This is a genomic window from Taklimakanibacter albus, from assembly GCF_016595235.1.
Lineage (GTDB): Bacteria > Pseudomonadota > Alphaproteobacteria > Rhizobiales > Aestuariivirgaceae > Taklimakanibacter > Taklimakanibacter albus.
Genome location: NZ_JAENHL010000006.1, coordinates 1 through 24064, shown reverse-complemented (window position 1 = coordinate 24064; position 24064 = coordinate 1). Strand labels below are relative to the sequence as shown.

Annotated in this window: 27 protein-coding genes and 1 pseudogene; 15 read left to right on the top strand and 13 right to left on the bottom strand. The window is 62.3% G+C overall.

Going from position 1 to position 24064, the window contains the following annotated elements:
* Positions 1 to 13: 13 nt before the first annotated feature.
* Both JHL16_RS04760 and JHL16_RS04755 read right to left on the bottom strand, forming a co-directional pair.
* The gene (locus JHL16_RS04760; protein ID WP_200183750.1) at positions 14 to 652 is read right to left on the bottom strand and encodes an NrsF family protein; all 639 of its coding nucleotides are present in this window, start codon (positions 650 to 652) and stop codon (positions 14 to 16) included.
* Positions 649 to 1200 (bottom strand): sigma-70 family RNA polymerase sigma factor, encoded by a 552-nt coding sequence (locus tag JHL16_RS04755; RefSeq protein WP_200183749.1) that lies wholly within the window; start codon positions 1198 to 1200, stop codon positions 649 to 651. The genes JHL16_RS04760 and JHL16_RS04755 overlap by 4 nt, the downstream gene beginning before the upstream one ends.
* Positions 1201 to 1353: 153 nt before the next feature.
* Here JHL16_RS04755 and JHL16_RS04750 point away from each other — a divergent pair, with 153 nt between their 5' ends.
* From JHL16_RS04750 to JHL16_RS04730, 5 genes are read left to right on the top strand one after another with little or no spacing between them, the layout of a single operon-like run.
* Positions 1354 to 1623, top strand: a complete 270-nt coding sequence (locus JHL16_RS04750) for a BufA1 family periplasmic bufferin-type metallophore (RefSeq protein ID WP_200183748.1) — start codon at positions 1354 to 1356, stop codon at positions 1621 to 1623.
* Positions 1623 to 1907 (top strand): BufA1 family periplasmic bufferin-type metallophore, encoded by a 285-nt coding sequence (locus JHL16_RS04745; protein ID WP_200183747.1) that lies wholly within the window; start codon positions 1623 to 1625, stop codon positions 1905 to 1907. The genes JHL16_RS04750 and JHL16_RS04745 overlap by 1 nt, the downstream gene beginning before the upstream one ends.
* A 55-nt stretch (positions 1908 to 1962) precedes the next feature.
* Positions 1963 to 2817, top strand: coding sequence for an MNIO family bufferin maturase (bufB, locus tag JHL16_RS04740; protein WP_200183746.1), 855 nt, complete (start codon positions 1963 to 1965; stop codon positions 2815 to 2817).
* Between the two features lie 8 nt (positions 2818 to 2825).
* Entirely contained in the window at positions 2826 to 3602 is a 777-nt protein-coding gene (locus JHL16_RS04735; protein ID WP_200183745.1) for an HvfC/BufC N-terminal domain-containing protein, read from the top strand.
* On the top strand, positions 3603 to 4037 hold the full coding sequence (locus JHL16_RS04730) for a DoxX family protein (protein ID WP_200183744.1): 435 nt from the start codon (positions 3603 to 3605) through the stop codon (positions 4035 to 4037).
* Here the strand turns inward: JHL16_RS04730 and JHL16_RS04725 are convergent.
* Positions 4034 to 4861, bottom strand: a complete 828-nt coding sequence (locus JHL16_RS04725; protein ID WP_200183743.1) for an SDR family oxidoreductase — start codon at positions 4859 to 4861, stop codon at positions 4034 to 4036. The two genes, JHL16_RS04730 and JHL16_RS04725, sit on opposite strands and share 4 nt — an antisense overlap.
* 132 nt (positions 4862 to 4993) lie before the next feature.
* Here JHL16_RS04725 and JHL16_RS04720 point away from each other — a divergent pair, with 132 nt between their 5' ends.
* The gene (locus JHL16_RS04720; RefSeq protein ID WP_200183742.1) at positions 4994 to 5869 is read left to right on the top strand and encodes an arginase family protein; all 876 of its coding nucleotides are present in this window, start codon (positions 4994 to 4996) and stop codon (positions 5867 to 5869) included.
* On the opposite strand, the gene JHL16_RS04715 is transcribed toward JHL16_RS04720, so the two are convergent.
* From JHL16_RS04715 to JHL16_RS04680, 8 genes are all read right to left on the bottom strand, one after another.
* Positions 5866 to 6273 (bottom strand): GFA family protein, encoded by a 408-nt coding sequence (locus JHL16_RS04715; protein WP_200183741.1) that lies wholly within the window; start codon positions 6271 to 6273, stop codon positions 5866 to 5868. The two genes, JHL16_RS04720 and JHL16_RS04715, sit on opposite strands and share 4 nt — an antisense overlap.
* On the bottom strand, positions 6270 to 6680 hold the full coding sequence (locus tag JHL16_RS04710) for a GFA family protein (protein ID WP_200183740.1): 411 nt from the start codon (positions 6678 to 6680) through the stop codon (positions 6270 to 6272). The genes JHL16_RS04715 and JHL16_RS04710 overlap by 4 nt, the downstream gene beginning before the upstream one ends.
* Before the next feature lie 51 nt (positions 6681 to 6731).
* Positions 6732 to 7148, bottom strand: coding sequence for a hypothetical protein (locus JHL16_RS04705; RefSeq protein WP_137858809.1), 417 nt, complete (start codon positions 7146 to 7148; stop codon positions 6732 to 6734).
* A gap of 27 nt (positions 7149 to 7175) precedes the next feature.
* The gene (locus JHL16_RS04700) at positions 7176 to 8666 is read right to left on the bottom strand and encodes an FMN-binding glutamate synthase family protein (protein ID WP_246770799.1); all 1491 of its coding nucleotides are present in this window, start codon (positions 8664 to 8666) and stop codon (positions 7176 to 7178) included.
* A 97-nt stretch (positions 8667 to 8763) separates the two neighbouring features.
* Positions 8764 to 9621, bottom strand: a complete 858-nt coding sequence (locus JHL16_RS04695) for a GltB/FmdC/FwdC-like GXGXG domain-containing protein (protein WP_200183739.1) — start codon at positions 9619 to 9621, stop codon at positions 8764 to 8766.
* Positions 9609 to 10544 (bottom strand): glutamine amidotransferase, encoded by a 936-nt coding sequence (locus tag JHL16_RS04690; RefSeq protein WP_200183738.1) that lies wholly within the window; start codon positions 10542 to 10544, stop codon positions 9609 to 9611. Before JHL16_RS04690 ends, JHL16_RS04695 begins: the two co-directional genes overlap by 13 nt.
* A 51-nt stretch (positions 10545 to 10595) precedes the next feature.
* A complete protein-coding gene (locus JHL16_RS04685) occupies positions 10596 to 12068 on the bottom strand; it encodes a glutamine synthetase family protein (RefSeq protein WP_137858805.1) in 1473 nt (490 codons plus the stop codon).
* Positions 12069 to 12164: 96 nt separating this feature from the next.
* Positions 12165 to 13511, bottom strand: coding sequence for an NAD(P)/FAD-dependent oxidoreductase (locus tag JHL16_RS04680; RefSeq protein ID WP_200183737.1), 1347 nt, complete (start codon positions 13509 to 13511; stop codon positions 12165 to 12167).
* Between the two features lie 180 nt (positions 13512 to 13691).
* Between JHL16_RS04680 and JHL16_RS04675 the strand changes: the two genes are divergently transcribed.
* The 5 genes from JHL16_RS04675 to JHL16_RS04655 all read left to right on the top strand — a co-directional run bounded on the left by JHL16_RS04675 (position 13692) and on the right by JHL16_RS04655 (position 17692).
* Positions 13692 to 14423, top strand: coding sequence for a FadR/GntR family transcriptional regulator (locus JHL16_RS04675; RefSeq protein ID WP_200183736.1), 732 nt, complete (start codon positions 13692 to 13694; stop codon positions 14421 to 14423).
* A 36-nt stretch (positions 14424 to 14459) separates the two neighbouring features.
* Positions 14460 to 15326, top strand: a complete 867-nt coding sequence (locus tag JHL16_RS04670) for an EamA family transporter (RefSeq protein ID WP_281435987.1) — start codon at positions 14460 to 14462, stop codon at positions 15324 to 15326.
* Between the two features lie 7 nt (positions 15327 to 15333).
* Positions 15334 to 16200 (top strand): phytanoyl-CoA dioxygenase family protein, encoded by an 867-nt coding sequence (locus JHL16_RS04665; RefSeq protein WP_200183734.1) that lies wholly within the window; start codon positions 15334 to 15336, stop codon positions 16198 to 16200.
* 95 nt (positions 16201 to 16295) lie between these two features.
* On the top strand, positions 16296 to 16763 hold the full coding sequence (locus JHL16_RS04660; RefSeq protein WP_200183733.1) for a J domain-containing protein: 468 nt from the start codon (positions 16296 to 16298) through the stop codon (positions 16761 to 16763).
* Between the two features lie 23 nt (positions 16764 to 16786).
* Positions 16787 to 17692: an MBL fold metallo-hydrolase gene (locus tag JHL16_RS04655; protein ID WP_200183732.1), complete on the top strand. Its 906-nt coding sequence runs from the start codon at positions 16787 to 16789 to the stop codon at positions 17690 to 17692.
* Between the two features lie 6 nt (positions 17693 to 17698).
* Here the strand turns inward: JHL16_RS04655 and JHL16_RS04650 are convergent, their stop codons facing one another.
* Entirely contained in the window at positions 17699 to 18550 is an 852-nt protein-coding gene (locus JHL16_RS04650) for a carbon-nitrogen hydrolase family protein (protein WP_200183731.1), read from the bottom strand.
* Positions 18551 to 18620: 70 nt separating this feature from the next.
* On the bottom strand, positions 18621 to 19478 hold the full coding sequence (locus tag JHL16_RS04645) for a LysR substrate-binding domain-containing protein (protein WP_200183730.1): 858 nt from the start codon (positions 19476 to 19478) through the stop codon (positions 18621 to 18623).
* A 78-nt stretch (positions 19479 to 19556) separates the two neighbouring features.
* Here JHL16_RS04645 and JHL16_RS04640 point away from each other — a divergent pair, with 78 nt between their 5' ends.
* The 4 genes and pseudogenes from JHL16_RS04640 to JHL16_RS04625 form a co-directional block, all read left to right on the top strand.
* Positions 19557 to 20783 (top strand): 2-aminoethylphosphonate--pyruvate transaminase, encoded by a 1227-nt coding sequence (locus tag JHL16_RS04640; protein WP_246770798.1) that lies wholly within the window; start codon positions 19557 to 19559, stop codon positions 20781 to 20783.
* 30 nt (positions 20784 to 20813) lie between these two features.
* Complete coding sequence (phnA, locus tag JHL16_RS04635; protein ID WP_200183729.1) at positions 20814 to 22079, top strand: phosphonoacetate hydrolase; 1266 nt, start codon at positions 20814 to 20816, stop codon at positions 22077 to 22079.
* Positions 22080 to 22094: 15 nt separating this feature from the next.
* On the top strand, positions 22095 to 23555 hold the full coding sequence (gene phnY / locus JHL16_RS04630; RefSeq protein ID WP_200183728.1) for a phosphonoacetaldehyde dehydrogenase: 1461 nt from the start codon (positions 22095 to 22097) through the stop codon (positions 23553 to 23555).
* A gap of 177 nt (positions 23556 to 23732) precedes the next feature.
* A pseudogene (locus JHL16_RS04625) lies at positions 23733 to 24064 on the top strand (Na/Pi cotransporter family protein); the annotation flags it as partial.

The following is a 24064-nucleotide window of genomic DNA, read 5'->3' as shown; positions in this document are numbered from 1 at the left end:
GTGGTAGCGCGCCCTACCAGGCGAGCCAGCGACGGCCGGCAAAATAGCCGACGATGGTCACGATACCAATAGCGAGCGAATACCAGGTGAGCACGAAAAGCGGGCTGTCGTCGGTGCAATGGCTGGCATAGAGCGTCGCGGCAATGGCGCCAGAGGCGAGGCCCGCAAGGGCGCCGGCGAGGCCCGGATCGGCGGGTGCCGCCCGCCGCAAGGCCATCAGGAAGGCAGCCAGAGGAACAATCGCGAGCGAGGGGATCACCGTCAGGCAGAACCACCAGTTCTTGCCGATGAGGCGCGGCAGCCAGGTCGAGGACGGCATCACCGAAAGCTCCGCCACCACGGCCAGGATGATGAGAACCGGAGCGGCGGCAAGCGCCAGAAGGCGCAAGCCCGGCACGGCTTCGGGCCGGACGATGGTGAAGATGAGCCAGATCGTCGTCGCCGCCAAAGTGAGCGTGAAGACGAATTTGAACAGAAAGCGATAGGTTTCCGCCGCCGCGGCAATATCGGGGCGGTAGCCGAGCACGGTCAGGAACAGGATGGCGGCGATGAGCGCGCCGCCCACAAGCGCAACGGACAAGGCGCCGCGCGGTTTTCCCGCAACCGCGGCACGGTCCTGCACCAAGGCCTCGATGAGATCGTCAGTCCTCACTTGTCGCTCTCCCGGTAGATCGCGGACAGCGCTTTGACCGCACGATGCAAGGTCACACGGATGGCCCCCTCGGTCATGTTCAGACGCTCCGCCGTCTGGCGCACCGAGGCGCCCTCGACGGCCAAGGCACGCACCACATTGCGTTGCTTTTCATTCAGATTCTCCAGCATGCGGGTGATGTCATGGCCATCGAGCCCCGCCGGCTGCTCCTCCGCCGCGAGAATCTCGGCCATATCCTCGATCCGCACCTGGATGCGATGGCCGCGGCGGCGCATCTGGTCGATGAATTTGTTGCGGGCAATGGCCGATATCCAGGGGCCGATGGGCCGGTCGCTGTCCCAGGTCTGGCGCTTGAGATGGATGGCGAGCAGCGTGTCCTGGACGACATCCTCAGCGTCACCGGCGGAGAGGCCGTAACGCGCCAGATTGCGGCGCGCCAGACCGCGAATAGCCGGCGTCACCGCTTTCAGGAAGTCCCTGTAAGCGGTCTCATCGCCAGCCGTCGCAGCGCGCATCAGCACGGCCCATTGCTCCTCATCAGCGTTCATATGCCCGGGTATTCCCTTCTTCGCCGGTCATGGTCAATTCGTTACAGCCTAGCCCGCCCTCCATTTTTTTGTACAGGCTGTAATGCTCCGCCCCTTTCCTCCCGAATATCCCTCTGTGGGCCGGCGAGGCTCACGATACTCAGGAGGAGACCCATGAATCGTCGTTCCCTCAATCTCGCTCTGGCCGGTTCGCTCGCTACCGCCCTAACCGTTCTCGCGCTTCCGGCCAAGGCCCAGGAGACCGAGAAATGTTACGGCGTAGCCATGAAGGGCCAGAATGACTGCAAAGCCGGGATGCATGACTGCAAAGGCATGTCGACCAGCGACTATGACAGCGAATCCTTCAAGCTCGTTCCCAAGGGCACCTGCACGTCGATGGAGACGCCCAAGGGCAAGGGCACGCTGGAGCCTATGAAGTCGTAATGGCCGCCTTCGTCTCAAAGGCCATGCTGGCTGCCTCGCTCGCCACCGCCGTGACGCTTCTCACCATGCCCCAGGCCTCGGCCGGCGGCGAAAAGGAGAAATGCTACGGCGTGGCACTCAAGGGCCAGAATGACTGCGCCGCCGGGCCGGGCACCACCTGCGCCGGAACATCCAAGGTGGATTACCAGGGCAATTCGTGGAAGCTCGTTCCCAAAGGCACCTGCGTCACGATGCAGACGCCCTTCGGGCCAGGCTCGCTCGAGCCCATCACGCGGCCATCCTGACACTCCATCGCGGCGGGAGATGTCCCGCCGCGATCTCCCGTTTTGGAGGTCTCATATGAAACACACGAAACTTCCCTCGCATGCCGGCGTCGGCTTCAAGCCGGAGCATTTCGATACAATCACCGAAAAGCGGCAACCGATCGGCTTCTTCGAGGTTCATGCCGAAAACTACATGGGCGATGGCGGGTTACCGCATGCGCAGCTGACGCGCCTCAGAGAGAATTATGCGCTGTCGCTGCATGGCGTCGGCCTGTCGATCGGCTCGGCGCAGGATCTCGATCGCGATCATCTGATCCGCCTCAGGCGTCTGTGCGAGCGCTACCAGCCGGAAAGTTTTTCCGAGCATCTCGCCTGGTCGAGCCACGATACCACATTCCTCAACGATCTGCTGCCGCTTCCCTATACGCGGGAGACTCTGCTTCACGTCGCGGAGCATGTCGACCAGGTGCAGGAAACGCTCGGCCGCCAGATGCTGCTCGAAAATCCGGCGACCTATCTGCTCTTCGCCGAAAGCACGATCCCGGAAACCGAGTTCCTGGCCGAGATCGCCCGCCGCACCGGTTGCGGCCTGCTGCTCGACGTCAACAATGTCTTCGTCTCGGCCACCAATCACGGGCTCGATGCGGCGGCCTATCTCAAAGCCTTCCCACTCACATACGTCGGCGAGATCCACCTGAGCGGTCATGCGGTAACGAAAGACGAGACCGGTGCTCCGCTTCTCATCGACACGCATGACACGCAAGTCGCCGATCCGGTCTGGGCGCTTTATGAAAGTGTGATCGCGCGCACCGGTCCGACCGCGAGCCTCGTTGAATGGGACGACAATATTCCGGCCTGGCCGGTCTTGGCGCGCGAGGCCCAGGCGGCGCAGGTGATCCTCGACCGGGCCCGGCGCCCGGCAGCCGCGTGAGGCCCGTCATGATGAACACAACCCAATCCCGCTTCGCCGAAGCTCTGCTCGACCGGACAAGGCCAGTGCCGGCCGACGTCACGTCGTGGACGGGCAGCGCCCCCGTCAAACGGTATGGCGTCTATCGCAACAATGTGGCGACCGGGCTGGCGCGGGCACTGGCGGCGCGTTTCCCCGTCACCGAAAAGATCGTGGGCGAGGAATTCTTCACCGCGATGGCACGCGATTTTGTGCTCGCGCATCCGCCGACATCGCCGGTGCTGCTCCATTATGGCGCGGACTTCGCCGGGTTCGTCGCGGATTTCGTACCCGCGGCGAGCCTGCCCTATCTTCCCGATATCGTTCGACTGGAAGATGCCCAGACCCGCGCCTATCATGCGCGCGATACCGCACCGATCTCACCGGACGTGCTGACGCGCGTCACATCCGAACGCATGAGCGGCCTCACCTTCCACTTCCATCCGGCGGTGCGCCTCGTGCGCTCGGCCTTTCCGATCGTGACGATCTGGTCGATGAATGCCGGCCTCCTCCCGCTTGCGCCGATCAAGGATTGGCGGGCGGAAGATGCCCTGGTGACACGGCCCGAGCTGTCGGTCATCACCCGGCAGGTCTCGCCCGGCAGCGCCATTTTCCTGCTCGCCTTGATGCGGCACGCGACACTTGGTGAAGCCTTCGACGAGGCACTGCAGGCCGATGCCGAGTTCGATCTCGGCCGTAATCTCGCCGAGCTCATGCGCTCGGGCGCGCTCATCGATATCGTCGCTGAACCGTCCCTGGAGGCCTGAATGGTCCTGGTCGAGAAAGCCATCGCCTTGCTCGAGCGTATTCCCTACACGCTCATCGCCCTTGTCGCCCGGGTAGCGCCCGCCGCCGTCTTCTGGCAATCGGGACAGACCAAGCTCGAGGGCTGGCATCTTTCCGACAATGCGATCTATCTGTTCCGCGAGGAATACAAGCTGCCGCTGGTCGATCCGGTGATCGCGGCGCATCTCGCCGCCTTCGCCGAGCATTTCTTCCCCATCCTACTGGTGCTGGGGCTCGCCACGCGTTTCGCCGCTCTGGCGCTGCTCAGCATGACCCTCGTCATCGAGATATTCGTCTATCCCGACGCCTGGCCGACCCACGGCACCTGGGCCGCCTGCTTCCTCCTCCTGATGGCGCAAGGCGGCGGCAGGTTGTCGCTCGATCATCTCATCGGGAGGCGCTCGACCGGGGGCTAAAGAGGCGGCGGCTGCGGCGCGGCATCGGCACAGCCGGCCACCTGCTGGTCGAAATCGATGATCGATCCGGTCATCATGCCCGACTCGTCGCTTGCCAGATAAGCAATGGCGCGCGAGACCTCATCCGTCTTGAGCAGGCGCCCGAAAGGCAGCTTCTTCTCGGCCTCGGAAAGCCAGCCCGCCTCGGCATTGTGATAGGTCTTCATGATACGGTCTTCGCCCGGCGTGTCCATCCAGCCGATGCACAGGCCGTTGACCCTGATGCGGTGGCGCATGAGACTGAAGGCGACATTCTTCGTCAGCGTGATGAGCGCGCCCTTGGAGGCGCAATAGGCGGTGATAAAGGTCTGGCCACCATGGCCCGACATCGAGATGATATTGACGATGGTGCCGCCCGTTTCCTCGCGCCGCATCAGCTTGGCGGCGTCCTGTATAAGGAAGAAAGGCGCCCTGACATTGACCGCGAACATCTGGTCGAAGAGCTCCGGGCTCGTATCCCAGATGGTGCCGCGGTCGGTGATGCCTGCGACATTGACGAGAATATCGGCGCGGCCGAAGGCTTTGTCGGCGGCGGCCACAACGGCGCGGCTGTCATCGACGGTCCCCAGATCGGCTTTCACGAAGACCGTCCTAGCGCCTTTTTTGTCGAGCGCCGCCTTGACCTTCTCGCCGTTTTTCTCATTACGGCCGCAGATCACCAGGCCCTTGGCGCCGCGATCGGCGAAAAGATGGGCGGTCGCCTCGCCCAAGCCTTGCGTGCCGCCGGTGACGATGGCGACCTTTCCGTCGAGTGAAGAAAGCTGATAGGCGCCGGCACTGGTCATGATGCAGGGATCCTCGCTTTGAGACTGGAGGATAGCAATCTAGCGGATTTCCTTCGCCCTTCGCCATCCGGTTTCACAATGGGTACAAGAACTGGAGCCAACTTCGCCGGACATGCTAGGCTCACATCCACGATGCCACGCTACCAGATCATCGAAGCCCCTTCCGTGCTCGGCCTGTGGCCCTCGGGCGTCCAGGATGCGCCGCGCGTGCTCCTGGAGATGGGGCTCGGCACCGGCCTTGGCCTAGAGAAGACAACCCGGCTCGAGGCGCCGCACTATGATCCGCGCCGCGATCCCAAGACGAAGCTGCTCAATCCGGCGGGGCTTCTCAGCTTCAGCCAGCTTCTCGCTCGCGAAGTATGGAATGTGATCGAGGACGGTGCCACGCCTATCGTGCTCGGCGGCGACTGCAGCATCCTGCTCGGCCCGGCTTTGGCGCTCCGCCAGCGCGGCCGCCATGGACTGCTCTTCGCCGACGGCCATATGGATTATTGGGATGCGGCGCTCGAGCCCTATGGCGAGGCGGCGTCCATGGATCTCGCTCTGGTGACCGGGCGCGGCCCCGCGCTCCTCTCCAATATCGACGGGCTCGGCCCCTATTTTGAACCTGCGGACTGCGTCGCCTATGGCACGCGTGACCATCTCTACAGTTCCGATTTCGTCGAGACGCCCTATCCGGCCGAGATCATGCGCCTTGATGTCCAGGAGGCGCATGCGCTGGGCGCGGCCGGCGTCGACCAGGCACTGGCGCGGCTCACTCACGAACGGCTTCAGGGCTTCTGGATCCATTTCGACGTCGATGTGCTCGATGACAAGATCATGTCGGCGGTCGACTACCGGATGGAGAACGGGCTCTCCTTCAAGGAGCTGGAACGCCTGCTCGGCAGCGCCTTCGCGACGGGCAAGGTCAAGGGCATGACGCTCACCATCTACAATCCCAATCTCGACCCGCAGCGTTTGATCGCGCGCCAGCTCGTCGGTACACTGCTGGAGATCCTGCAGCCCTAATCGGGCTCGCCCGGGAACTGCACCGCCTCTTCCGGGATATTGAAGCCCGGCATCTTGCGTGACGTCCAGATGTGGACGGCGGCCGAAAAATCGACCGGCTCGTCGAGCGAACCCGCCTTGACGGACAGGCTGTCGGCGACGCCTTCCCGCTCATGCCAAAGACGTGAGCCGCAGGTCGGGCAGAAGAAGCAATGGACATGCCGGCCGCTGTCGGCACGGCGTATCCAGCGTTTCGGCGCGCCTCTCGTTATGCGGAAGCTTTCGCGCAGCACGATGAACGACATGCCGAAGGCCGACGCTGACTGCTTGCGGCATTCGGTGCAATGGCAAGCATAGAGCGCCAAGGGCTCACCGGCACATTCATAACGCACCGCGCCACATTGGCATCCGCCGGTCCGCCTCATTCCTCAGGCTCCCCGGGAAACTGCCTGGCCGCCGCCGGGATGGTCACGCCCGGCAGCTTGCTTCGGGTCCAGATATGAATGGCTTTTGTCAGATCAGGCGGCTCGTCGAGCGACCCGCCCTTGAGGACAACGATACCGGGCGCGTCCTGCGGCTCATCCCACAGCCTGCTGCCGCAATCGGGACAGAAGGCGCTACGGATCTCGATGCCGCTGCCGCCCTGTCTGGACCAGAATTCAGGCGCGCCTTTGATGAGCCGGAAACCATCGCACGCCACGGGTAACGAAATGCCGAAGGCCGAGGCCGATTGCTTGCGGCATTCGGCGCAGTGACAGACGACGACCGCGAATGGCTCGCTCGCGCATTCATAGCGGACAGCGCCACACTGGCATGTGCCGGTTCGTGCCATGTTCTGTTCTATGGCAGGCCCCGCGGGTGATCAATGACCACCCGCCGGAAATTATCCGACCTTGCGATAGGCCTTGTTCAGCTGCACCATCGGATGCTTTGGCGACATTTGGAACTTGATCAGCAATTCGCGCGCCATCATGTCGCGATCCTGCTGATTGTTCGGCAGTTTCACATTCTTCGGAATGCGCACCCAGCCATTGCAGTTGCGGTCGAAGATGGCGGGCTCGCCCTCCTCGTAGCCCATATGAACGTCCTCGAGCCAGTTGAGGTCGTCCCAGCCCATAAATTCCAGATAACCTTTGAGGAAGGGCGTGATGCGATTGTAGTCAGGGATCAGGTTCACGTCATAGCGGTAACCGATATGCTGGCCGATCTCCTTCTCGCGCGAGGAGGAAAGGCCGGCCTTGTCCTTGATGAACTGGTCGACCGACTTGATGTCCGAGCCTTTGTAGCTTGTGCCTGCCATTGTGTTTCTCCTTCGGAGAGAAGCCGATCAGTATTTGTGATAGTTGCCGCCTTCCAGGCCGACCGTGTAGTTGGTGCCGGCGAGCGGCACCTTGCACATGGCCGAGGCTTCCATGGTGAGGGCCGCCAGATCCTCGGGCTCGAGCGAATGTATATTCGTCTTGCCGCAGGCACGGGCGAGCAGCTGGGCTTCCATGGTGAGCGTGTGGAGGAAGTTGTAGACGCGCTCGGCCGCCTTGTCGGGGTCGAGGCGCTGGCGCAGCACCGGATCCTGCGTCGCGACGCCGACCGGGCAACGGCCCGTATGGCAGTGATAGCAGAAGCCCGCATCGACACCGATCTCGGCCGGATAGTCGGTCACGCCGTCGATATGCTTATTGCAGTTGAGCGCCATCAATACCGAATGACCGATGGCGATGGCGTCGGCGCCGAGCGCCAGCGCCTTGGCGACGTCGCCGCCATTACGGATGCCGCCGGCATAAACGAGCGAGATCTCGCCCTTTTTGCCGAGCTCATCGATGGCGCGGCGTGCCTCGCGGATCGCGGCGATGCCGGGGACACCCGTATCCTCGGTCGCAATGTGCGGGCCGGCACCCGTGCCGCCTTCCATCGCGTCGATATAGATCGAGTCCGGATCGCACTTCACCGCCATGCGCACGTCGTCATAAACACGTGCGGCGCCGAGCTTGAGCTGGATCGGGATTTCCCAGTTGGTCGCCTCGCGGATCTCCTGGATCTTGAGAGCCAAATCGTCGGGGCCGAGCCAGTCGGGGTGACGGGCGGGTGAGCGCTGGTCGATGCCGGCCGGCAGCGAGCGCATCTCGGCGACCTGGTCGGTCACCTTCTGGCCCATCAGATGGCCGCCGAGGCCGACCTTACAGCCCTGGCCGATGAAAAATTCGCAGGCATCGGCCAAGCGCAGGTGGTGCGGGTTGAAGCCGTAGCGCGACTGGATGCACTGATAGAACCACTTCATCGAATAACGCCGCTCGTCGGGGATCATGCCGCCCTCGCCCGAGCAGGTGGCCGAGCCCGCCATGGTCGAACCGCGCGCCAAGGCGATCTTGGCCTCATAAGACAAGGCACCGAAGGACATGCCGGTAACATAGACCGGAATGTCGAGCACCATCGGGCGCTTGGCGCGCGGCCCGATGATCGTCTTGGTGTCGCATTTCTCGCGATAGCCTTCGATCACGAAGCGGGTCAGCGTGCCGGGCAGGAAGGTGAGGTCATCCCAATGCGGGATCTTCTTGAACAGCGAGAAGCCGCGCATGCGGTAGCGGCCAAGCTCGGACTTGATGTGGATGTCGTTCATGACCTCCGGCGTGAAGATCTTGGACGAGCCGAGCAGATATTTCTTGCTCTCGGCCGGCGCCCGCGACAACGCGGCAAGCCCGGTGGCGGTGCGCTTGACGGCGCTCTTGCCATTGGTCTTGGCCAGCGCCTTGGCGGCGGGTTTCGCCTTGGCCTTCACCGGCGCCGCTTTCGCTTTGGTTTTCTTGGCTGCTTTTTTAGCCATGTCAGGTCCTCACCTATGATTCACCATTCCGCGCGGACGCACCGCTCAGAGTGTTCTTATTCAATGGATCCCGGCTTTCGCCGGGATGACAGACGGCCTAGAGCACCAGCTTCTTCTCGCCGGGTTCGAGATTGTCGTAATTCCACAGCTGCTTGCCGGCGACGATCTTCTTGAAATGGCCGATGCCCTTCTTCGGATAGAGCCCGTACATTTTGAGCTTGCGGGTCAGCCATTCGCGGTCGAGGTCGGTGATCTCGCCCGGCACCGCGTCGACGCCGAGGCTGCGCGCCTCGCCGCCCAGATAGATGGTGCCGTCATACATGGAGTCGCCGAGATTCTTGCCGGCATTGCCACAGATCACCATGCGGCCGCGCTGCATCATGAAGCCGGTGAACGAGCCCGTATCGCCGCCGACGATGATGTTGCCGCCCTTCTGGTCGATGCCGGTGCGGGCACCGACAGAGCCTTTGCAGACGATGTCGCCACCGCGCAAAGCCGCGCCGAATTGCGAGCCGGCATTCTTCTCGATGAGAATGGTGCCGGACAGCATGTTCTCGCCGCAGGCCCAACCGACGCGGCCCTTGACCTTCACATTCGGCCCGTCGAGCAAGCCTAGAGCGAAGTAGCCGCAGGAACCTTCGATATAGAGATTGAGCCGGTTGAGGATGCCGACCGCGATGGAATGTTTGGAGCCCGGATTTTGCAGCACGATCGTGCCATAGCCGCGCTTCATGAGATCACGCAGCTGGCTGTTGATCTGCTTGGTATCGAGCTTCTCGCAGTCGAGCTCGGCGCGCTTGTTGAAGTCGACATCGAGCGCGTCCGGATAGCCGTAACCCCCGACTTCCTGCGTCACATCGAAGAAGCGCTGCTGCGTCTTGCCGCGCAAAGCTTCGGTGTGCATGCCCAGGTCATGCGAGACATGGGCCTGTTTCGTGGTGGTCAAGCCCGCCATACGCGAACCTCCTCATCATAGGGATCCCAAGTGTCGATCTCATGCGGAATGACGGCGCGGATGGCCACTTCCTCGGAAGCGAGCGCCACGAGGTCGTCGCTTTCGTAGAGAACCATGGGTTTCGCCGCCATGGTGTCCTTGGCCATGCCAAGCGAGTCCTTGGTCGACACGAGATAAGTGAAGACGCCGTCGATATCCTGGATCGACTGGCGCAGCGACTCTTCCAAGGTCGCGCCATGCTCGAGATTGTAGGCGGTATAGACCGCGAGCAATTCCGAGTCGCAGTTCGACATGAAGCGATGGCCGCGGCGCTCGAATTCGCGCCGCATCATCCAGTAATTGGTGAGCTGCCCGTTATGAACGACGGCAATGTCGTTATAAGGATAGGCCCAATAAGGATGGGCGGAGCGGATATCGACATCCGACTCGGTCGCCATGCGAGTATGGCCGATGCCGTGGGTGCCCTTGAACTTGCGCAGGTCATATTGCTGCGCGACCCGCGCCGCATCACCCAGATCCTTGATGAGCTCGAGCGCATTGCCCATCGACAGGATCTCGGTACCTTCGACATCCTCGACATAGTCGGCGAGCTTCTTCATGTCGCCGTCATATTGGATGCGATAGCGAAAAGCGTAGTCGGTGACATCGTCCTTGTCGATGATCTGGACGCCCAGCGTCGCCAGACGCTCCTCGACCTTGGCGCGCCGGCGCTTGACCTCATCCTGGATGTCGAAGCCCTTCGCCATGTCCTCCTGCTCGGCCACCTTGAAGCGCATGACAAATTCGTTGCGCCCGGGGGTGCCGTAGATCGCGTAGCCGGTCGAGTCGGGTCCCCTATGCTTGAGCGACTGGAGCATCTGGGTCATTTCCTGACCGATGTTCCCCGATCCGTTGCGGTGGATGAGCCCTGCTATCCCACACATGTTAATCTCCTTTGGTTTTCGTTCCCGCGCCCTGCAGGGCGCAGGAGGAATTCACGGCAAGCAATTGAGATAAGTTTCGAGATCCCAATGCGTCGAGGTGTGGAGGAAACGCTCCCACTCGTCGCGCTTATACTCGTCATAGAGACGGTGCATCTCGCCCGGCATCGCCGATTTGATGACGTCGTCCTTCTTCAAGGCTTCGAGCGCATCGCCCAAGGTCATCGGCAGGCGGCGAACCTGCTTGCCGGCCTCCATCGCGGCGTAGATGTTGCGCTCTTCCGGCTTGCCGGGATCGATCTTGTTGCGAATGCCATCGTCGGCGGCCTTCAGGATAGCGCCCGCCATGATGTAGGGGTTCACCATCGAGTCGACGGCGCGGTATTCGAAGCGGCCAGGTGCAGAAACGCGCAGACCCGTGGTGCGGTTCTGGAAGCCCCAATCGGCGAAGACCGGCGCCCAGAAGCCCGTATCCCACAGACGGCGATAGGAGTTGACCGTCGAGCAGCCGATGGCGGTCAGCGCGTCGAGATGCTTGACGATGCCGCCGATGACATAGAGTCCGGTCTTGCCCGGAAGCTGCGCGTTGGAGGTCTCCGGCATGAACGTATTCGTGCCGCCGCGGCGATACATGTAGTTGTGCTCGAAGCCCGGGAGGTTCTTCGCATCATTTCCGAGTATCTTGAACTCGTCCTTGCCGCCCTTCCACAGCGAGATGTTGTGGTGGCAACCATTGGCCGACACGCCCATGAAGGGCTTGCACATGAAGCAGGCGATGATGTTGAACTCGCGCGCCACCTGCGCGCAGATCTGGCGATAGGTGGTGAGACGGTCGGCGGTGCGCAGCGCATCGTCGTAGTTGAAGTTCAGTTCGAGCTGGCCGGGCGCATCCTCATGATCGCCCTGGATCATGTCGAGGCCCATCTTCCGGCCATATTCGATCACCCGCATATAGACAGGGCGCAGGCTCTCGAACTGGTCGATATGATAGCAATAGGGATTGGAATAGCCGCCATTCGGGTTGCCGTTCTCGTCCTTCCTGAGCCACATCATCTCCGGCTCGGTGCCGTGACGCATGCGCAGGCCATGATCCTTCTCGAACTTGTCGTGGATGCGCCGGAGATTGCCGCGGCCATCCGAGGTGAGATAGGCGCCTGGATTTTCCTTTTCCTCGCGGTTGCGGAACAGCGTGCAGAACATGCGGGCGACCCGCTTGTCCCAGGGCAGCTGCATGAAGGTTTCGGGCTCGGGCACGCCGACGAGCTCGGCCGCTTCCGGGCCATAACCCAGATATTCACCGCGCCGGTTCATGAAGAGGTTGACGGTCGCGCCATAGACGAGCTGGAAGCCGCCATTGGCGATGTTCTCCCAGTGATCGGCCGGGATGCCCTTGCCCATGATACGGCCGGTGATCGAGACGAACTGCAGGTAGAGATATTCAATACCGAGCTGGTCGATCTTCTTGCGCACCTGTTTGATCATCTCGGCGCGACCGTCGGTTTTTATGAATTTCTCATAATCTGTCATGTGGCGTTTCCTCTTGTTTGTCCGGTCCTTTGGTTGCGCCGGGCGTATCCCGACTTGGTAGAACCGGTTGGATCAGGTTAAGGCACTGTCAGTCGATCAACTCCAGGGGAAGGGGCTGTTGGAGACGGGGTGGAGCTTGCCCTCGGCATAACGAGAGAAGCGGAAGGGCTCGAGAAGCTTCGATTTCTCGCCGACGATCTCCTGGGCGGCGAGCTTGCCGACGCCGATCATCTTGTAGCCATGGTTCGAATCCGCGATGACGAAGACATTGTCGCGGAAGACATCGAAGACCGGGAAATTGTCGGGCGTGAAGCAGCCGAGGCCGCCGGATTTCTCGTCCTTCTTATAGATGCCGATCTGGCCCTCGAAACGCTTCTGGCAATGGGCCAGCATCGAGCACCAGGTCTCGATGAAATCATCGCCGACGATGAAGTCGGGCGAATCGGGGCCGTAAGGATCGATGGCGATCTTGTCGGGCTCGCCCTCGACCTTGTAGGGCGACGCGCCGCCCTGGACACCGCCGAAATTGAAGTCGGGCTTGTAATAGAGGCCCCAGAGCTTGTCGGTGAGAAGGCGGCCGTCGACATCGGAATGAAGCGGCGCGTCGGTGTCGACATGGATGACCGGCGGCATCTTGCCGTCATTGGTCTTGTGCATATTGGGATCGACGCCCAGCGTTCCCTCCTCCAGGCACCAGTATTTCCACATGCGCACATTGTCGTGCATCTTGCCGTCGCGGCCCTTGATCGAGACGGTGCGCGGCAGGTCCAGCATGTTCCAGATCTGGTTGACCCACGGCCCCACGCCGACCACGACATAGTCGCAGCCGATGCGGCCCTTGCTGGTCAAGACTCCCGTCACGGCCTGTGAATTGCTGCCGAATTCGAAGCCATTGACCTGGACACCGGTCATGATGCGCACGCCCTCGGCCTCGGCCTTGGAGGCGAGACCGTAGATCGAGGCGGTGTTGTTGGCGTAGCCGCCCTTCTTCTCATGCAGGACGGAGGTGATGCCCTTGGCCTGCCAGTCGTCGAACAGGCCTTTCATATAAGTCATCGAGTCCTTCTCGCCTTCGATGAAGGTCGAGGTGTAGCCGATGGACTTCTGCTGCTCGTAGATGGTGCCGACCTGCTGATGCATGACCTCGGGCGAGATCTGCATGTAGCCGACGGCATGATAGGAATAGGCCTTGGGATCGCTCTCCCAGACCGACACCGAATGCGCCATCAATTCGCGCATGGCCGGCTGGTAATAATTGTTGCGCACCACCCCGCAGGCGATGCCGGAGGCGCCGGCGGCGATCGAGGTCTTGTCGAGGACCAGGATGTCCTTGCCCGACCCCTTGCCGGTCTCTTTCAGCTTCAATGCCAGATGATAGGCGGTGGAGAGACCGTGAATACCGGCCCCGATGATCACATATTTCACACCGGACGGAACTGCCATGACGCGCGTTTTCCTCCTGCGAACCCACTCCCCAGCGGATTGGGCTGAACCGGTTTGATTGCTTTTTTCGGGACAAAACCCACGGTTCTGGCATAATGATCCACAAATTCAGACCGATTGCAAACCAATTTTTGCCAATTACAACCAATTGAGACCATGACCCCTGAACTGCAAGAAGAAATGCTGAAGACCCGGAGCCCCCTCGAAACGGAGGGAGAGGACCCGCAGCTCGTCGCCACCAGGGGGGCGAATTCGATCACGTCGCGGCTGAAGCGGGCGATTGAAAGCGGCGTTTATAGCGACGGCGATCAGCTGCCGCCCGAGCGCCAGCTCGCCGTCGCCTTCGGCACAGCGCGCTCGACCATCCGCAAGGCGCTGGACCAGCTCGAACAGAAGGGCCTGGTGGTCCGCCGCGTCGGCTCCGGCACCTTCGTCAGCTATCAGGGCCCCGTGCAGGACGCGATGTCGGATGTGACCGATCTCATCTCTCCCCTGCAGCTCATCGAGGCCCGAATCGCCATCGAGCCGTCGATGACGCGGCTCGCGGCGCTGCATGCCTCGGCACGCGATCTCGATGCGATCGAAAGCATCCTGTTGCGCATCGAGGCGACGAATAACGACCAGGATCTGTTCACCAAGCTCGATTCCGAGCTGCATCTGGCGATCGCGCGCTGCTCGCGCAATCCCCTGCTCTACCGGCTCTATCAGCATATCAACACGGTGCGGAATCACGCGCAGTGGGAGCAGATGAAGCAGATCATCCTGGTGAACGAGAAGATCGACGTCTACAATCAGCAGCATCGCGCCATCTTCGAGGCGCTGAAGATGCGCGATCCCGCGACCGCCGCCGACCTCATCGCCAGGCATCTCGAAACGGCGCGCCAGGATCTGGTCGGCGCCGACAGCATCTGACGACGGCAATCAGACCCATGACAAGCGGGCGTTAAGATGAATCCTGTGTTTCTCGGCACAGCAGCGGCCTTGTGCTGGGGAATGCTCGACTTTCTTGCCGGCAAGACCGGCCGCCGCATCGGCCCGCTGCCGGTCACCGCGGCCGTTACGCTGTTCGGCCTCGTGCTGATCAGTCTCTGGCTGCTGGCTTTTGGCGAGTTGCCTACCCTGCTGCGCGGTGATGTCTGGTGGCCGGTCGTCGCCGGCATCGGGGTAGCCCTTGCCACGTTATTCCTGTTCACGGCGATCACCTCGGGGCCTATCTCGCTCGCCGTGCCGGTGGCCATGTCCTATCCGGCGACCAGCGTCCTCCTTGGCGCTTTCCTCGGCAGTATCCCGAGCCTGACGCAGCTCGCTTTTGTCGCTCTCATCCTCATCGGCGCGTTCCTCGTCGCCTGCGGCGAGAGCGAGACCGGATCCGCCGCGCTCGAGGAGACACCTGGGCGCTGGCGGCGCACCATCACTTTCGCCATCCTCGCCCATCTGACTTTCGTCGTCGGCGTTTTCGCCGGTCAAAAATCGGCTCTTCTCTTCGACGAAATCCAGTCGGTCTGGATCTCGCGCCTCGCCGGTGCCGCGATCATGCTGCCGCTGGTGCTCGCCCGGCCGGCGCCGATCCGGCCGCAAATACCCTATCTGCCGGTGCTCGCGGCAATGGGGCTGCTCGACGTCTTCGCCATCACGCTGCTCTTCGCCGCCGGCAAGAGCGCCCAGCCCGAGCTCGCCAATGTCTGCGCCACGGCTTCGGGCGCCATCACGATCGTCCTCGCCTGGATTTTCCTGCACGAGAAAATCGCCTATCTTCGCTGGCTTGGAATAGCCGCCACCTTCTCCGGGATCGCCGCCCTCTCCGCATTCAAGTGAGGTTTCCATGATCGCCATCACTCAGAAGCATCTCGATGATTTCTCCCGAGACGGCTTCGTCGCCGTCGAGGGCGCCCTCAATGAAGATCAGATCGCCAAAGCACGGTTGCGCTTCGAGCCCTTGTTCTCAGGCAAGTTCGAGACCGGGCTTTATCCCGACGAATGGAACTGGCGGTTCGGCCGCGACCGCGAAGACCTCACCCGGCAGATCTGCAACGGCTGGAAATCCGACCTCACCATCGCGTCGATCGTGCTGCGTTCCGATGTCGGCGAGGCCTGCGCCAGGCTGCGCGGGTGGCCGGGTGCCCGCATCGGGCAGGACAATGTCATCTGGAAGCCGCCGGGCGGCAAGCCGCTCGGCTTCCACCAGGATGATTCGTACAATGGATGGATCGAGCCCGGCGAAATGATGACCTGCTGGATCACGCTCGACGACACCAAGGCGTTTCAGGGAACGATCGAACATGTGCGCGGCTCGCATCGCTGGCCGATCTCGCCGCCGATCAAGCAGTTCCACGCCCCCGACGACCCGCTGGCCGATCTCAAGCCCGCGGCGGCAGCGGCGGGCATAGACAACTACGAGATCGTGCCGATCGAGGTGCCGGCCGGCACCGCGGTGTTCCACCATGGCCGCACCTGGCATGGCTCACGCGACAACAAGGGAACCAACCCGCGCCGCTCGGTCATCGCTCATTGCATCTCGTCCACAGCAAAATTTCATCCGAGCGAAATCAGCTATATTTACTCGCGCTACAAGAAGGCGCATTCGACCGACATGGACGAAAGCTATTTTCCCGTGCTCTGGCAAGAGGATGGCTACCGCACCGCATGGGTCGACGGCTATATGAGGCAAGGCCGGATGGCGGCGGCGTAAACCAAACCGATTAAATTTTAACGACAATTATAATAGTTCCCTAGGCGCTGGTCGGGCAATCTCACGGCATTGAAAATGCCTGGGAATCGCCGCCGATGTTCGGATCAAATGAAACAGAACGCCAGCGCGTCGCGGTCACGCTGACGCTCAGCACGGGCGAAGTTCTGAACGGCCATGTCTTCCTGGCAACGGCGCAGAAGCTGCGCGATCTCCTGAACAATCCGGACCAGTTCATCGATTTCGAGAAGCGCGACAACACGCTGACGATGGTCGCCAAGCGGTCCATCGCGATGATCGCGGCGCTCGACCTGCCGCGCACCGACCATCTCTATCGGCGCACCGTCAGCCCGGCCGCCTTCGATCCCTATCATACGCTCGGTATCGACCGCGGCTCCAATGCGGGCGAAGTGCGCGCCGCCTATCTCGCCAAGGCGCGGCTCTATCATCCCGACAAGCTCGCCAGCAAGGATGTGCCGAAGGAAGTCGGCGACTATATGAACGCCATGTTCATCCGTATCCAAAAGGCCTATGACGAACTGGAAACGACCAAAGCTTCGGTTTGAGGCAACCAGATTCGCAAGGCTCCATGATCGAACAGAATCCCGTCGCGCATCTGCGCGTCCTGAAACCCTTTCCCTTCGTCTATGCCTTTTATGACGGGCGCATTCCCGATGTCCGGCTCCATGCGGAAACGGAGAATTGGCTCGACGATGGCGGCTTCGCGCTCGGCACGGCGAGCTACGTGCTCGTCGACGAGGATGACGCCCTTGTCTATGACACGCATCTTTCGCCCGCCCATGCGCGCAAGATCAGGACCTTCCTCGATCGCTTGGGCGTGAAGCGCATCCGCGTCGTGCTGAGCCATCACCATCTCGATCATGTCGCCGGCAATGAGGCCTTCGCCGATTGCGAGATCATCGCGCAGGAGCTGACGCTTCGCCATCTCGAGAAGAACCGCGCCGGGATCGAGGCCGGCACCTATCATGGGCAACCCGCGATCAAACCGCTCGTCCTGCCGAAGACCATCTTTGAAAAACATCTCAAGCTCGAAGTCGGCCGGCTCGATGTCGATCTTCATCACGCGAATATTCATAGCGACGACGCCACACTTTTACATATTGAGGAGCTGGGGCTGCTCTTCGCCGGCGACACGCTGGAGGACACGGTCACCTATGTGGCCGAGCCGCGGGCGCTCGACACGCATTTGGCCGAGCTCGACCGCCTGTGGGGCTGGAACGTCTCGCGCATCCTGCCCAATCACGGCGACCCGCTGGTCATCTCGGCGGGTGGCTATGAGAAGCCCCTGATCCGCGCCACCCAGCAGTATATCCGCATGCTGAAGCGCTGCGTGGCCGAACCCGAATTACGTGAAGAGAAACTCGAAGCGCTCATCGCCGGGCCGCTTCAGGCCAAATGGGTGAACTACTTCGCACCCTATGAGGCGGTGCATCGCAACAATGTCGCGGAAGTCGTCGCCGCGCACGGCAACTAGGTTCTTTTATTCGGCCGCCACCGCCGGCACGACCATCTCGATCGCGAAGGGCCGGTCATGGGTGAGCGACGGGATGCGGCCGCGCGTCTTCGCCACTTCGGCGAGATCGATCTCGGCGGTGATCACGCCTTCACTGTCGCCGCCATCGGCCAGAACGCGGCCCCAGGGGTCGATGATCAAAGAGTGGCCGTAGCATTCGGAGCCGCCGGCGAGCGTGCCATATTGACAGGGCGCGATCACGTAAGCGCCGTTCTCGATGGCGCGGGCACGGTTGAGAATGTGCCAATGCGCCTCGCCGGTGATGCGGGTGAAGGCCGCCGGCACTGCCAGCATCTGGGCGCCGGCTTTGGCCAGCGTGCGGTAGAGCGCGGCGAAGCGCAGATCGTAGCAGATCGACAGGCCGACCGGTCCACCGACGCACGGCGAAAGCACCGCTTCCGAGCCCGGCATGATGGTGGCGGACTCGCGATAGGAATGGCCGTCGCCCAGATCGACGTCGAACATATGGATCTTGTCGTAGCGCGCCGCGATGGCACCATCGGGCGCCAGCATGTAGCTGCGATTGAAGATGCGCCCGTCGGCGGCCTTGATGCCGATCGAGCCGACGAGAATCCAGGCCTTGTACGCCTTGGCGAGGGCCGCCATCGCCGGCAGGACCGGGTGATCGCTTTCCGGCACGGCGAAGGGATGCAGCATGCCGTTCTTGGTATCGAGTCCGGCGCAATATTCGGGAAGCGCGATGAAAGACGCGCCCGCGGCGCCGGCCTTGTCGACCAGCTTGGCCAAGATGGCGATGTCGGCTTCCACATCAGGCGTCGCGCAGTTCTGAATGCAGGCCGCGATGAATTTCTGAACCATGTGTTCACTCTATACCAATCGGGCGTGAAGTCACATCTCAACTTGTTGAGAATTGACGCAATGGCAGGCGCTACCGGCGTAAGAGCCCGAGCACGGCGCGGATGATATGAAGATCAGCGCGGGCGGTAAGGCAGACCAGCCATTCGCTCATCCGCGCCTGCCAGTCGCTGAAGCGCAGCATATGGAGGCGGGCATCCGGCACGATTTCGGCGCTCGATATGACGCCGATGCCCATGCCGCTCGCCACCGCCTCGCGCGCCGCCTCCCGGCTTTCGATTTCCATGACATTGGTCAGCACCAGCGCGCGGCTGGCGATCTCGGCGAGGAGAAGGCCTCTGGTGGCGGAGCCCTCTTCGCGCAAGACCACCGGCTGAGCCACGAAGTCGGCGAGCGAAATTTCCTGACGCCTGGCGAAGGGATGGGTCGCGGCGCTGAAGGCCTGGATATCGTCTTCGCGCAGGAGCCGGGCATGATAGTCCTGCTGCGGCGGCGCCTCGGCGATGACGGCGAAATCGATCTCGAAACGGTCGAGCCTGGCGAGCAGTTGCGCCGAATTGCCGGCGACGAGGCGGACCTGGATCTTGGGGTAGCGTTCGCGGAAGCGGCGGATGAGCGGCAGGACATGGGTCGCCGCATCGGCGCCAATGCTCAACAACCCCTCTTCCAGCCCTTTGGCGCGCGACAGGAGCTCCAGCGCCTCGGTTTCGGCCTCGAACATCCGCTCGGTCACGGCGAAAAGCTTGCGGGCGAAAGCGGTCAGCTCGACACCGCCGCGCCGGCGCAGGAACAGCTCTGAGCCATAGGCGTCCTCAAGCTTGCGGATGTGATCGGAAATGGCGGGCTGGGTCAAAGCCAGCCGCTCGGCGGCTTTGGAGAAGCCGCCATTCGCCGCAACCGCGTGAAAGGCCTTCAGCTGGGCATATCGCATGGCCATATTCTTACATCAGTCAAACTTATATTCAATATATGATCTTACGATTTGACTTATGTATGGGTGAAGCGCGAGATGGACACACAGGCAATCACCCCCTTCCTCGAGGCCCCGTCCATGACCGTCGCCACCGCTCTTGCCGCCTCCTTCATCCCCACCTTCAACGGCCCCGAGGGCCAGGAGGACATGCCCTTTCTCCTCACGCCGGGCCCTCTCACCACCTCGCGCGGCGTGAAGATCGCGATGCTCGCCGATTACGGCTCGCGCGACATCGAGTTCCGCGAAATCGTCAAGCGCATCCGTGCCTCCCTGCTCGATCTCGCCCATTGCGGCCCGAATTATGAATGCGTGATCATGCAGGGCTCCGGGACCTTCGCCATCGAAGCGGCGCTCGGCAGCTTCTGCCCGGCCAAGCGCTACAAGACGCTCGTCGTCTGCAACGGCGCCTATGGCGAGCGGGCGGCGAAGATCCTCAACCGGCTCGGCCGGCCGGTGGTTACCCTCGACAAGGGCGACAGCGAGGCGCCGACGCCGGAAGACATCGTCGCGGCGCTCAATGCCGACCGCACCATCAGCCATCTGTGGATCATCCATTGCGAGACCACGTCCGGCATCATCAATCCCATCGAGGCGATCTGCAAAGCCGTCCAGGGCCGGGCGCTCACCATCATGGTCGACGCCATGTCCTCCTTCGGCGCCATTCCCATCGACATGACCGCCTGGAACATCGACGTGATGGTGTCCTCATCCAACAAATGCATCGAGGGCGTGCCGGGCTTCTCCTATGTGCTGGCCAAGCGCTCGCTTCTCGAAGAGAGCGAAGGCCGTTGCCATTCGACGGTGCTCGATCTCTATGAGCAGTGGACGGTGCTCGAGAAGACCGGTCAGTTCCGCTTCACGCCGCCTACCCACGCACTCGTCGCCTTCCAGCAGGCGCTGCAGGAATATGCCCATGCCGGCGGCCTCCCCGCCCGCTCGGCGCGCTACAAGCACAATGCCGAGGTGCTGGTTAAGGGCATGCGCGAGATGGGCATCGAGACGCTGCTCAGCGACGACGAGGCGGGTCCGATCATCCAGACCTTCCTCACGCCGCGCGACCCCAACTTCCATTTCGATACTTTCTATGAGGCGCTGCGGCAGCGCGGCTATGCGATCTATCCGGGCAAGCTCACCAAAAGGCCGAGCTTCCGCATCGGCACGATCGGGCAGATCGACGAGGCGGTGATCCGCGGCGCGCTGACCGCCATCCGCGAGGTCTTCGCCGAGATGAAGGTCACCGACATGCATCCGTTAGAATCTTAAGAAATAGAGTCCGGAAAACGAGCCAACCTCATGATCCAGAATCAAAAATCCGTTTCCGTCAACGGCCGGACCTATGCCTGGCCGGAAGCGCCCTTAGTGGTCGTCTGCTGCGACGGCAGTGAGCCCGCTTACATGGAAGAGGCCCGCGCCAAAGGCCTCATGCCTAACCTCGACCGGATGATCGGCAAGGGTGAGAATCGCCTCGGCCTCTCGGCCATGCCGAGCTTCACCAACCCCAACAATCTCTCGATCGTCACCGGCCGGCCACCCGCCGTCCATGGCATCTGCGGCAACTATCTCATCGACCCCGAGACGGGCCGTGAAGTGATGATGAACGATCCCAAATGGCTCAGGGCGCCGACCATCTTCGCCGCCTTCCAGAAGGCCGGCGCCAAGGTCGCGGTGGTGACGGCCAAGGACAAATTGCGCCTCCTTCTCGGAAAGGGCCTTGCCTTCGACGGCAGCGCTATCTGCTTCTCCTCCGAGAGGGCCGACAAGGCGACCCTCCCCGACAACGGCATCGAGGATGCGCGTCGGCTCACCGGCCTCCCCGTTCCGGATGTCTACTCGGCCGAGTTGTCGGAATTCGTGTTCGCGGCGGGCGTCAAGCTCCTGGCGTCCATGAAGCCCGACCTCATGTATCTGTCGACCACCGATTACGTCCAGCACAAGCACGCGCCGGGCGCCGCCAAAGCCAACGATTTCTACGCGATGATGGACCGCTATCTGGGCGAGCTCGACGCCCAGGGCGCCATCGTGGTGATCGTCGCCGACCATGGCATGAAGGACAAACATCTGGCCAATGGTGAGCCGGACGTGGTCTTCCTGCAGGATGTGCTCGATGAGAAGTTCGGTGCGGGCAAGACCAAGGTGATCCTGCCGATCACCGATCCTTATGTCGTCCATCACGGGGCGCTCGGCTCCTTCGCCACCGTCTATCTTTATGGGCCTACACCCCAGGAGGCGCTTGCCTTCATCGCCCGCCAGCCCGGCATCGATGTGGTGCTCGGCCGTCCGGAAGGCTGCGCCCGCTTCGAGCTGCCGGAAGATCGCATGGGCGACCTCATCATCGTGTCGGGCGGCGAGAAACACAGCAAGGTGATCGGCACCAGCCGCGACAAGCATGATCTGTCGGGCCTCACCGAGCCGCTGCGCTCGCATGGCGGACTCTCCGAGCAGGAGATCCCGATCATCGTCAACCGCAAGACGCAAGGGCTTGCCGGCACGTTGCGCAATTTCGACGCCTTCGCCATCGGCTGCAATCACATCGCGGCCCGGCAAGACGCGGCGGCATAAGCGAAAGTCATTCAGATGAACAAGATCACGCCCACACGTGCCGTCATCAAGGAAGCCATGCGGATCGGCGGCAAACGCGTCGAAACCGACGATGTGGTTCCGGTCCACTATCCCTATACGAACGAGATCATCGGCACGGTGCCGGCGGGACGCGCCGAACATGCGGCCAAGGCCTTCGCCATCGCCAAGGCGTTCAAGCCGAAGCTCACCCGCTATGAGCGCCAGCAGATTCTGTTCCGCACCGCCGAGCTCCTCCGCGACCGGCGCGACCAGCTCTCCGACCTCATCACGCTCGAGCTCGGCCTGTCCAAGAAGGACTCGCTCTATGAATGCGGGCGGGCCTATGACGTCTATTCGCTCGCCGGCCAGCTCGCCATTCTCGATGACGGGCAGATCTTCTCCTGCGACCTCACTCCGCAAGGCAAAGCGCGCAAGATCTTCACCAAACGCGAGCCGGTGGGCGTGATCTCGGCGATCACCCCCTTCAACCACCCACTCAACATGGTCTCGCACAAGGTGGCACCGGCCATCGCCACCAATAATTGCGTCGTGTGCAAGCCGACCGAGCTCACGCCGCTGACCGCGATCGCCCTCGTGGATATCCTCTATGAAGCGGGCCTGCCGCCCGAAATGTTCCAGGTCGTCACCGGCTGGCCGAAAGACATCGGCGACGAAATGGTGACCAACGACAATATCGACATCATCACCTTCACCGGCGGTGTCCGGGTCGGCAAGATCATCGCCGGCAAGGCCGGCTACCGGCGCGCGGCGCTGGAACTCGGCGGCAACGACCCGCTGATCGTGCTCGACGATCTCTCCGATTCCGATCTCGACAAGGCGGCCGAGCTCGCCGTCCAGGGCGCCACCCGCAATTCCGGCCAGCGCTGCACCGCGGTGAAGCGCATCTTGGTGCAGGAACGTGTCGCCGACAAATTCTCGGCTCTGGTGCTGGAGAAGGCGAAGAAGATCAAGTTCGGCGACCCGATGGCGCCCGAGACTGATCTTGGCACCGTCGTCCATGCGGAGGCCGCGGCCCTGTTCGAGAAACGCGTCCATCTGGCGGCCGAACAGGGTGCGAAGGTGCTCTACAATCCGGGCCGTCAGGGAGCACTCCTGCCGCCGATCACGCTCGACCATGTGCCGCATGAATCCGAGCTCGTCTTCGAGGAAACCTTCGGGCCGATCATTCCGATCGTGCGGGTTCCCAATGACGACGAAGCAGTGATGCGCATCTCCAACTCGACCTCCTTCGGACTGTCCTCCGGCGTGTGCACCAACCGGCTTGACCGCATCACCCGTTTCGTCGAAGGACTCAATGTAGGCACCGTGAATATCTGGGAAGTGCCGGGCTATCGTATCGAAATGTCGCCCTTTGGCGGCATCAAGGACTCCGGCAATGGCATCAAAGAGGGTGTCCTGGAGGCGATGAAATTCTACACCAATGTGAAAACCTGGTCCCTGCCCTGGCCAGCCTGATCGCGGTTTCCGCTCCTCTTCGCTCTGGCCCGCAAATCTTTTCAGCGGGAGAAGCGCGGTGACGGTCCCCTCCCCCTCGGACCCGATGGTGAGGTCCAGCGCCAGAGCGCATGACTCCTCCCGACCGGTGGTCTCAGCGCCGGGTGGGGAGGACGTCATCTTCATGGGCATCGACGGATGACCGCCGGCACGACCGTGATCATCGAGCTTCTGGGCGGCATAGCGATGCTGCTGTGGGGCGTGCGTATGGTGCGCACCGGCATCATGCGCGGCTGGGGCGACCGGCTGAAGCATTTCATCCAGCAGCGCCTCGGCAACAATATCTCGGCCTTCCTGGCGGGCGCCATGGCGACGGCGACGCTCGGCAGCGCCACCGCCATGGCCCTCATCGTTGCCGGCCTCGCTGCCGGCGGCGCCATCGGCACCTCCATCGGTCTGGCGGTGCTGCTCGGCGCCGATGTCGGGTCGGCCCTCGTCTCGGCCGTCTTCGCCTCCAGCAGCTCCTATGC